At 64.0% G+C, this 6,464-nt stretch carries 5 protein-coding genes; 3 read left to right on the top strand and 2 right to left on the bottom strand.

The annotated features are described in order from the left end of the window. Positions 1–33: 33 nt before the first annotated feature. Positions 34–2,460 (bottom strand): AAA family ATPase, encoded by a 2,427-nt coding sequence (locus GSI01S_RS18930; RefSeq protein ID WP_006898278.1) that lies wholly within the window; start codon positions 2,458–2,460, stop codon positions 34–36. Positions 2,461–3,097: 637 nt separating this feature from the next. Then, the gene (locus tag GSI01S_RS18925) at positions 3,098–3,562 is read right to left on the bottom strand and encodes a MarR family winged helix-turn-helix transcriptional regulator (RefSeq protein ID WP_039868194.1); all 465 of its coding nucleotides are present in this window, start codon (positions 3,560–3,562) and stop codon (positions 3,098–3,100) included. Positions 3,563–3,623: 61 nt separating this feature from the next. On the opposite strand from GSI01S_RS18925, the gene GSI01S_RS18920 reads away from it, so the two are divergent. The 3 genes from GSI01S_RS18920 to GSI01S_RS18910 all read left to right on the top strand — a co-directional run bounded on the left by GSI01S_RS18920 (position 3,624) and on the right by GSI01S_RS18910 (position 6,387). Continuing rightward, positions 3,624–3,992: a VOC family protein gene (locus tag GSI01S_RS18920; protein ID WP_006898276.1), complete on the top strand. Its 369-nt coding sequence runs from the start codon at positions 3,624–3,626 to the stop codon at positions 3,990–3,992. A gap of 154 nt (positions 3,993–4,146) precedes the next feature. Further along, the gene (locus GSI01S_RS18915; RefSeq protein ID WP_006898275.1) at positions 4,147–5,433 is read left to right on the top strand and encodes a glutaminase; all 1,287 of its coding nucleotides are present in this window, start codon (positions 4,147–4,149) and stop codon (positions 5,431–5,433) included. Positions 5,434–5,538: 105 nt separating this feature from the next. Beyond that, positions 5,539–6,387, top strand: a complete 849-nt coding sequence (locus GSI01S_RS18910) for a 3-hydroxybutyryl-CoA dehydrogenase (protein WP_006898273.1) — start codon at positions 5,539–5,541, stop codon at positions 6,385–6,387. Positions 6,388–6,464: the final 77 nt, after the last annotated feature.

Below are 6,464 nucleotides of genomic sequence, written 5' to 3'. Positions count from 1 at the left end.
TCATCATCTCTGTCGGCCCCTGGCCAAGCCGCATCAGATGTCACCTATCACTGCGCGAGCCACTCCGGTTGTGCCCTGCGTCGCTGGGACCTCGATGACTAGTTGGGGCACGAGCCGCAGCGACGACGGGTCGACTCCAACTACTTGACAGAGGCCTTCGAAGTGTTGTCGGTCGACGGCGTCCATGAACGTGAAGACCGCGGAGATGACTGTGTCGATCTCGTCGGGGCTAACCGCGACATCGGTCTCGGGCGACTCGGCATGCGAGTTGGCATGAGTGAACCGGGTCAGTTGGAGCCGAAGGGCGTCTGCATCACCCTCATAGCCAAGCTGTTCAAGGGTCTTGCCGACATCGCGCATTGCTCTTGTAAAGTTTCCGGCCGAGGCCGGTTTCTTGAACGCGAGGAAGGTCTCAAGCATTCGCCGCAGCACGTTCGGATATAGGAGCAGTGCATCAAGTTTCCGCTCCATGGAGCTGTCGTCCTCCAAGGCCTCCTTCGCCGTTACCGCCGCGATGAACGCGTGGTGGTAGGCCGAGCGGACCTTGGCTCGTGCGTCCACGCTCGGCGGCCACACCCTGAACCGCGGCACTCGCTTCGATGCGCCACGAATTTGCATATGGGGGGCGACGAGCTCATAACAGTTCGAGGCATAGCCGCAATTGTTACCAGCACCGCGCTTTCCTGGAAGCCCTTCTATCTGGATGTCCCACTGCCTGAAGAGCTCAAAGTTGTGCGTCAGCATGAACACCTGCTCGATGTGGCCTCTTGCGATGGACTCGCTCCAGATATAGGTCGAGATGCCCATGAAAGCGTTGCTGTCAAGACTCGATACCGGATCGTCAACGACGACGATAGGCTTGCCGTGGGTCATGTCGGATCGTTTCACTCGTTCGAGGAAATGAATCAGCGTGATCGCCGTCCGCTCACCGGTGCTCAAGTCACGAGCGGGTTCCCCCTGGCGGGTCACTCGATAGTGCTTGCCGTCGGGGAGCAACTCAAAGGACAACTCGTTGCGCCCGAGGATGCGTGTCAACTCCCGCGCCATGACTTCCGCACTAGGGAGCGGGTTACCGTCGACATTCTCCAGAGCGGCGACCTCCTTCCTGTAGCTACCGAGATCGCGCTCAAGCTGTGACTTGGCGCTGGTCTGACCGTCGACTTCCTTAGCCAGCTCGGCGATCTTAGGCTCTGCCTCCTTGAGTAGGTGGAGTTCGACGCGCTTTGCGGCCGCACGGACGAGCGAGGCATGCTGAGCTACTCGTTCGTTGTGAGTCCTCAGTACTGCTTCGATTCGGTCGCCATGGACTACAGGGGGAGCCACGATCTCGTCGTCGACACGTACCAGAACGTTGGCGCGCTTCCGCTCCAAGACGTCGTGGAGGCCAGAGAGCCACCTTTCTAACTCGGTGGCCTCGTCCTTCGCTGCGGTATGAGCGGCGTTGAACTCGTCACGTAGATCATCGAACAGCGATCCAGAGATGGTGCCCTCGCCAAGAAGCTCACGCAGTTCGCCTTGGTAAGTCCTAACGTCATGTAGGAGCTGATCGACGGACTGCTGTGCGGTTTCGACCTCATCCGAGAAGTGTCGCTCGATCTGGCGCTTTCGCTCCTCGGTGAGTGAGTGTCCGCAGAAGATACAGGTGTCCAATCCCTCATGAAGATGGCGCCCCTGGTCTACCCAACTCGATGCGCTCTGATTCTCCTGGAGCGTGTCCAGTACGACCGACACCGGCGACGCCGTGAGGGTCGCAACGGCCGCGTCGCGGAGTTGTGGACCTACCTTTAGCGAGTAGGACTTAGTTGCGACGGTCTGGCGCTCGTCGGAGTTGACCGTGTTGAGGTCGGCGTCCTTCTGCCGGTCGGATATGCAGACCCAAGAACTGTGCGAGCCAGCGAACCTGCTCTTGACAACACGGGTGCTGTAGTTCGAGTTCGACGCGTACTCGCCGCCGGCACGGCGAAGCGAACTGACAACCCGGTCACGAATAGCCGTGTACTCGTTGTGCAGCGCGCGCTCGGCGGCAGACTTCGTGATCGCGGCAGCAGAGACCATTTCGCTGGTGGTTGCGATCAGATCCGTGAGTTCGACGATCCGTGCTTCGTCCTCAACGGTTCGCTCGCCTAGTGTGAGCACTGCGTCGATCTCGGTGGCCTCGGCGAAGTTGTGCGACCGATCGACGTACGCCTCGCTGAAGACGTGGATTCGATCGAACTCGCCGTCGTGCTGCTGGCTGCTTGACCGCTCGTTGGCCCGGTCTGCGCTGCTCATGTTGATGGAGGCCTTGGTGAATCCGCCGCTCTCGGCGTTGAGGCGGTCAAGAGCACGAGCGAGCGACGTCTTGCCGACGCCGTTCGTGCCGTAAATCAGGTTGATCCGTTCGAAATCAGGGATAGAGTCATCCCATCGGAAATCCTCGAAGATGCCAGAGTCCTTGATCGACTCGAACCGACGAAGCATGCCTTCTCCCTACCTTCAGACTCGACCTGGCCACAGTGTGCAGCACTGCTCTGACAAATTCGGTGGCGACCCCGGCCGAGGTCTCGTGCCTGGCACGCGATCAACCATCGCGGGAGTCTCCTCGCGTGTGATCGTCGTGTCCATCAGCGCAGGTCTGGAGCTCGCGTGCGGGTGACGGCTATGCGCGAAGCATCCACTCGAGCGGACCTCGAGGGTTCGATAGTTGTCCTGTTAGCTCCACAGAGTAGAGCCCGCTCGGACTCCGGTCCGAGCGGGCTCTGCGCATTCTGCGATCCTTCGCTCTCCGCAGTGCTCAGAATGGCCAGTCCTGGAACCTGACACTCGAGCGCGGAGAATGCTCGGCCGTTGTGGGATCTCAACCGACACGCTCCGTGATCGCCCTCCTGCCGAGCCGACATCGAGTTGCGTCAGGAGATAGCGATCCTCGCTGCGGAGATCCACGCCGACGGTTTCGATACCGTCGCTCGTCGGGTCCCGCTCAGCGAGGTCGAGACGGCATGGACGGATACTGGCGAGACTCGGCGGATTGTCATCGTCCCGTAGCGGCTGGTCCGACGCGGTGCCGGCCGGCAGGGGACCGCCGAGCGAGACGAGCATCCCAATGCGGGCTCCGGTGTCAGGGGTCAGTCCCGCCCGCGGCGTCGTGTAGGGACTGGGTCATCTTCTGTAGCGCACGAAAGACGGCGGCTCGTTCGGCCTCATCGAGGCCTATGAGCATTCGGTTCTCCACTGCGCGGATTGCTGAGGATGCAGTCTGCAGTCTGCGTCGTCCGCGGGTGGTGAGGCGTGTGGGCAGGGCTCTGCCGGTAGGTGCGGCGCTGGCTCTGGTGACGTATCCGTCACGTTCGAGTGTCTGAAGGAGGACGTTCATTGCTTGTCGTGTCACGAACGCGCCGCGAGCGAGTTCGGAGTTGGACAGGCCGGGTCGTTGTCTGAGTAGTTCCAAGCAGGAGTAGTAGGTGACATTCATGCCGAGTGGGCGCAGAACTTCCTCCATCGCGGCCCGCAGGGCGCTGGAGGCCTCTTTCAACGCATAGCCGACGGAGGCCTCCAGATCGATCCCTACACCCTCTTGACTCATGTCAATATAATGACATACCGTGTTGAGTGTCAGAAAATTGACATACATTGAAGGAGTAGCTGTGCCTGTCACTGGACCCGATTTCGTCTCGCTGCAGACCCGTGACCTCGACGCCTCCCGGGCGTTTTACGAGAAGTACTTAGGCCTGGTCCGCTCGCCGGCCGGCCCTCCGCATGCGGTGGTGTTCGAGACGACGCCGATCGCGTTCGCGCTACGTGACCTCGTTGCCGGTACCGACCTCGACGCGGTCCCGCAGCCGGGAATCGGCGCGGCGATCTGGCTGCATGCCACTGGCGTCCAGGAGATCCACGACTCGTTGGTCGCCGACGGACACACAATCGTGTCCGAGCCGATCGATGGTCCGTTCGGCCGGACATTCACCTTCGCGGACCCCGATGGCTATCACATCACTTTGCACGATCGTGCCTGAACCGCGGCGCCTGATCTCTGGTGCGATCGGGCGCTAGGTGCTGGATGGGCTCGTGGCAGGCGGGTCCGGGACTTTGGTGGTCGAGTCGGCCCGCCGAGGCCTGCCGCTACGCCGTGCGGCGGCGCTGACCGCCGCGTCGACGTACGCTGCGCATGTGCGCTCTCCGATTCCCGACTATCTCGCCGAAGCTCTCGGTTCGGTCGAGTTCGACCAGTCCGGCGCCACAGCCGACTACATCCCCGAACTGGCCGACGCAGACCCCGACCGGCTGGCCGTGTCGTTCTGCACCGAGGACGGCCGCCGCTACTCGCAGGGCGACGCCGACGTCGAGTTCAGCATTCAGTCCATCTCCAAGCCGTTCGTGTACGCGCTCGCCCTGGCCGATCGGGGATTCGACGAGGTCCTCGCGAAAGTGGGAGTGGAGCCTACCGGTGACGCCTTCAATGAACTCTCGCTCGAACCCGGCACCGGCCGCCCGCTTAACCCGATGATCAACGCCGGCGCCATCACCGTGCACACCCTCGTCGGACCGCCGGGCGCGACGCCGGAAGCGCGCAACGAGCGGATCGTGGACGGGCTCAGTGCCTTCGCCGGGCGTCGCCTGCGTGTGGACCAGCGGGTGTACGAGTCGGAGATCTCATGCGCCTACCGCAACCGGGCGCTGGCGAACATGTTGCGCGCCAACGAGATCATCGATGAGGGGCCGCTGGTGGCCGTCGCCGGATACACGCGGCAGTGTTCGTTGTTGGTCACCGTCGAGGATCTGGCGATGATGGCGGCGACGCTGGCCAACAGGGGCGTCAATCCGGTGACGGGTGCGCCGGTGGTGCCGGCCGCGGTGGTGCGCCAGACGTTGAGCGTCATGGCCACGTGCGGAATGTACGACGGCGCAGGCGACTGGATGACCCGCGTCGGGATCCCGGCGAAGAGCGGCGTCTCGGGCGGACTGATCGGCGCATTGCCGGGGCAGGCCGGCATCGCGACCTTCTCTCCTCGGCTCGACCGGCACGGAAACAGCGTGCGCGGCGTCGACCTGTTCCGGCGGTTCACATCCGATATGGGAATGCACCTGATGGAGGTGCCGCCCGCGGGCCCGTCGGTGGTGCGCAGTCGCCGCGAGTTCGGTCACGGACCGTCGGGTGTCGAGGTGGTGTCGCTGCAGGGGGAGATCCGGTTCGCCGGCGCCGAACGCATCGTCCGGGAGTTGGCGGACGCTCCGCCGACGCGCAAGCGGGTCGCGATCAACCTCATGCGGGTCAGTTCGGTCGGCGATGTGGGACGCCGCATGATCCTGGAGGCGGTCCGCCGGCTGACTCTCGACGGCCACGACGTCTACCTGATCGATCCCGACCGCGTGTTGCCCGATCCCGACCCCGGTGAGGGCGGCAGGGTGACCGTGGTGAGCGGCCGCGACGACATCCGGCGCCTGATGAGCAAGTGAGGCCGATCCGGACCCCTGCTCGTCCCGTCGCGGCAGGCAACTACGCTGTGCGTCGACAGTATTGTTCCGGCCGTCGTCGCGGCGGCCCTGCGGTTTGGAGTACTTGTGAATCTCATCGGCGTTATCGGCGGCGGAACCATGGGAGCTGGCATCGCTGAGGTGTGCGCGAAGGCCGGCAGCGACGTGCTGGTGCTCGAGACGAAGCAGGAGTTCGCCGATGCGGCGGCGGAGCGCATCGCGAAGTCGATCGGGCGCGGTGTCGCCAAGGGCAAGATCTCGCAGGAGGACGCCGACGCGGCCATCGCCCGCGTGAAGGTGACCCTCGACGTCGACGAGTTCGCCGACCGCGAACTGGTCATCGAAGCGGCACCCGAGGTCGAGTCGATCAAGCACGACATCTTCGCCAAGCTCGACGCCGTGGTGAAGCCGGAGGCCATCCTCGCCACCAACACCTCGTCGATCCCGATCATCAAGATCGCCGCCGCCACCAGCCGTCCCGAGCGCGTCGTCGGCGTCCACTTCTTCAACCCGGTCCCGGTGATGCCGCTGGTGGAGATCATCTCCGCGCTCACCACCGCGCCGGAGACCGCCGCCGCGGTCACCGACTACGCCAAGAACGTGCTCGGCAAGACCACCGTGCAGGCCGGCGACCGCTCGGGCTTCATCGTGAATGCGCTGCTGATCCCGTACCTGTGCCAGGCGATCCGGATGTACGACTCGGGCTACGCCAGCGCCGAGGACATCGACGCCGCGATGAAGGGCGGCTGCGGTTACCCGATGGGCCCGTTGACCCTCTGCGACACCGTCGGCCTCGACATCTGCCTGGCCGCCGCCGAGTCGCTGTACGCGGAGTTCGCCGAGCCGCACTTCGCGCCGCCGGCACTGCTGCGCCGCATGGTCGACGCGGGCCGTCTCGGCCGCAAGAGTGGCCGCGGCTTCTACGACTACAGCTAGCCGATACCCGCACGGAACCCCTCGGCTGGAATCCCTCCGGCCGAGGGGTTTCGTCGTATCCGCACAGGCTTGGCGCC

Origin of the sequence: Gordonia sihwensis NBRC 108236, assembly GCF_000333035.1 — a bacterium.
Taxonomy (GTDB): domain Bacteria; phylum Actinomycetota; class Actinomycetes; order Mycobacteriales; family Mycobacteriaceae; genus Gordonia; species Gordonia sihwensis.
The sequence above is the reverse complement of the archived record's forward strand: the minus strand, read 5'-3'. Positions and strand labels throughout refer to the sequence as shown.

Bases quoted from the DNA above. Each gene is read 5' to 3' on its own strand.
- GSI01S_RS18930 (WP_006898278.1), bottom strand. From the start codon at position 2,460: ATGCTTCGTCGGTTCGAGTCGATCAAGGACTCTGGCATCTTCGAGGAT.
- GSI01S_RS18925 (WP_039868194.1), bottom strand. From the start codon at position 3,562: ATGAGTCAAGAGGGTGTAGGGATCGATCTGGAGGCCTCCGTCGGCTAT.